Source organism: Microcystis sp. M113S1 (assembly GCF_020246945.1).
Taxonomy (GTDB): domain Bacteria; phylum Cyanobacteriota; class Cyanobacteriia; order Cyanobacteriales; family Microcystaceae; genus Microcystis.
The window spans coordinates 1-3,631 of record NZ_JADBSA010000014.1 but is presented as its reverse complement, the minus strand read 5'-3'; the positions used below and the strand labels follow the sequence as shown (position 1 = coordinate 3,631).

Below are 3,631 nucleotides of genomic sequence, written 5' to 3'. Positions count from 1 at the left end.
TAACCGACTATGAAATTCTATCAAATCGCTGTAACCATTGCAACATCGTTGTTAAATAAAAATCTTTCTCAATTAATTCTTAAGAATTTATAAATATTGCGAAATGTTAATTTAAATATTCTCAAGTTTTTGGAGTCAATAAATAATTTTTGCTTATCTTTAGCCAACATTGGGTTAGAAGTCAGTCTCGATGAAAAAATTTTCACCAGCAGAGATGAAAGAGGTTTCCTTCCCTACACCCCACACCCTACACCCTCTTTCAAGTCAGGAGATTATTTTTATTTATTCTTCCCCACTTCCCCACTTCCCCACTTCCCCACTTCCCCACACCCCACTGTGGAAGGGGATTATTTTCTGGAGAATAAAACGTAAAAACAGGGAATAATAAACAGAGTTAACAGCGTTGCTAAAGACAAACCCGAAAAAACGACAATTCCTAAAGGTTGCAGAAATTCTCCCCCCTCTCCCAATCCTAAAGCGAGGGGAAATAAACCTAAAACCGTGGTCACGGTAGTCATTAAAATTGGTCGTAAACGTTGGGGAGCGGCCTTTAAAATGGCTTGTAGTCGAGTAAAACCGAATTCTTGCCGCAATTGATTGGCTAATTCCACCATAATAATCCCGTTATTAACCACAATGCCCACCAATAAAACCACCCCGACGATGACAATGGCATTAATCGGGGTTTTGGTCAAATATAGTCCAAAAATTCCGCCCGCTAGGGCTAAAGGAACGGTTAACATAATCACCAAAGGGTCTATGAGCGAGTTATACTGCACGGCCATGACCACAAAGACTAAAAATACCGATAAACCCGCTAATAAACCCAAAGAACCCTGAATTTCTTGATTAGACGTGGCGGCAGCACTGGGTAAAATGCTGATACCATCGGGTAAGGGAGTGGAATTTAAAACCGATTGTACCCCCACGAGTGCGTCACTTAATTTCGCACCCTCGACTAAACTGCCGATAATAATAAAAACTTGACGCTGATTGATTCTCTGGATGACCCCGGGGGTTTTTCCCGCTTCAATCCGGGCAATATCTGCTAATTTTAAATCTTCTTGCCTATTGACAAAGATAGGTATTTGTGATAAGTCACTAATTTTTTGCCGCAAGTTGGGGTCCAATTGCACCCGGATATCGATTAATCTATCTCCCCGTTGCAGTTGGGTGGGTATCGATCCTTGAATAGCGGTCCGTAGCGTTTGTCCCACTTCCAGGGTACTCAATCCCAAACTATTTAAGCGCGTCCAATCGGGTTTAATCTGGATTTCTGGTTGTCTGGGGTCAGCATCGGCACGAAAACGCGCACTAGGGACTTTTTCATCGAGAATACTGAGGATTTCTTCACCAGCTTGCTCTAGAGTTTTCCCATCGCGTCCCTGTAACATCACATCCACGTCAGCACCAACGGAGGGAGAGTTATTAAGAATAATACCGCGCACTTGACCAGGGGTGAGACGCAAACGCACGTTAACGAGGTTTAATTGCTCTAGTGCTTTGCTCATGCGTTCGATATATGCTTCTGTATTAGTGCCTTTTTTGAGATTAATCGTACTAGAAGCGCGCAAAATATTTTCATTGGTAGTTGTGCCAAAAAGAGAACCGCCACTGGTAGTAAAAACATACTCAGTTTCCGGTTGTGATAATAAAATCTTTTCTACTTCCCGCATCACCTGACGGTTAGTATTTAAATTGGTACCGGGGGGAAATTGGGCAAAAACGTTCACCTGTCCAGTTTGAATACGACTAAAGACTTCTTGGGGGATATATTGCCAGAGATAAAAACTACTTCCCCCTAAAATTAAAAAGGCCAGCAGGATAACAGGTATTCTGTAGAGGATGATTTTAGCTAAAAAACGACCGTAGAGAATGGTTAAACCTTCTAGACGTTGACTAAAGACTCTTAAGAGCCAAAACCGATGGATACCACTAGAAACCCGCATATTTAACAAACGACTGGCCAACATGGGAACAACGGTTAACGCACAGAGGAGAGAAGCGGCCACAGCAAAACTGATAGTGAGGATAATCTCGTTAAACAGCAGGGAAATAAAACCACCCAGTAGTAAAAATGGCAGGATAGAGACGAGATTAGTCGCAGTGGAGGCCAATAAAGCAGATTCTACCTCTTGGCTGCTATTCCGGGCAATTTCTAAAAAATCTCGCTTATTTTGGTTTTGATTAACTTTGAGGGCAATATTTTCCAGCATGACAATGGAATTATCCACCACGATACCCACCCCTAGGGCCAATCCTCCCAAACTAAACACATTTATCGATAACCCGAATAACTTCATACAGATAATTGCGACGAGGGTAGAAAGAGGAATCGCTAGGGTAATGATAAAAGTCTGTCGCAGGGAACCGAGAAAGACGAATACAGTCAATCCTGCTAGAATTGTCCCCGCTAGTCCCGACGAAACCACGTTATTGACCGCGTTTTGGATAAATACAGACTCATCAGTAGTGGGGACGACTTGTATTCCCCCGGTGATTAACCCGGATTTTTTTAATTCTGCAATGCGTTTTTTGACCCCTTCTACCACAGCAATCGTGTTCGCATTCGGTTGTTTTTGGACGCTAACCCTCACGGCATTTTTTCCATTTAGGGTGACAAAAATTCTTTGTTCTTCTGTCCCATCGATAACTCTGGCCACATCCCGCAGATAGATTTTTTCTTCGGGATTATTACTATCGGTCAGTGCTAAATCTTGAATGTCCGCTACGTTTTTAAATTTCCCCACTGCGCGGGTTAAAGGTTCCCCAGTTTCTCCCTCTAGTCGGCCCCCAGAGATGTCCTGATTACGTCTTTTTAGGGTGTCTAAAACCTGATTTAATCCCACTCCTAAAGATTGTAATCGCTGCAGGTCAATATTAACTTGAATTTCTTCTCTAACTCCCCCAATCACGTCCACTATTGCCACTCCTTCCACAAATCCTAATTCTCTCCCTAATTCTTCATCAGCAAATAATCTTAAATCTTTTAGGGGTAGGGTATCAGAAACGAGAGCGAATTCATAGACGGGTAAACGAGAGGGTTCAAATTTGTTTAAGCGCGGTTCCTCAATAATATCGGGTAAATTTTGTCGGACACGATTAAAACTTTCGGTAGCTTCATTTAAAGCGACATTTAAATCTCCCCCCGGTTGAAAAAATAAATCTACTCGCATCCTTCCCTCGCGAGTTTCTGAATAAACTTGTACTACTCCCTCGGTGGCACTCATTCCTTCTTCTAGGGGTTTAGTTACTTCTTCGAGAATAACTTCCGGGGAAACTCCAGGTACATTCATCCTTAAACTAATGCGGGGATAAGTGATAGAAGGAAGCAAATCTACTTGTAAACGATTTAGAAAAAAAAGACCGATGATGATAACTGCTATAGTTAACATCAATACTCCTATGTGACGACGAATTGATAGACCGCTTAGGGAGATGTTTTCTGACATAATTACCTATGGGGGAGAGTAAACAGTAAACAGTGAACAGTAAACAGTAAACAGTAAACCCACATCTGATAACTGATAACTGATAACTGATAACTGATAACTGATAACTGATAACTGATAACTGATAACTGATAACTGATAACTGATAACTGATAACTGATAACTGATAACTGATAACT

1 protein-coding gene is annotated in these 3,631 nt (G+C 41.7%); it reads right to left on the bottom strand.

The genetic code is table 11. The features are described from left to right. Window positions 1–347: 347 nt before the first annotated feature. On the bottom strand, window positions 348–3,452 hold the full coding sequence (locus tag IM319_RS00965; protein WP_287078520.1) for an efflux RND transporter permease subunit: 3,105 nt from the start codon (window positions 3,450–3,452) through the stop codon (window positions 348–350). Window positions 3,453–3,631: the final 179 nt, after the last annotated feature.

Excerpts from the sequence above, each read along its gene's own strand:
- IM319_RS00965 (WP_287078520.1), bottom strand. The coding sequence starts at position 3,452 with ATGTCAGAAAACATCTCCCTAAGCGGTCTATCAATTCGTCGTCACATA.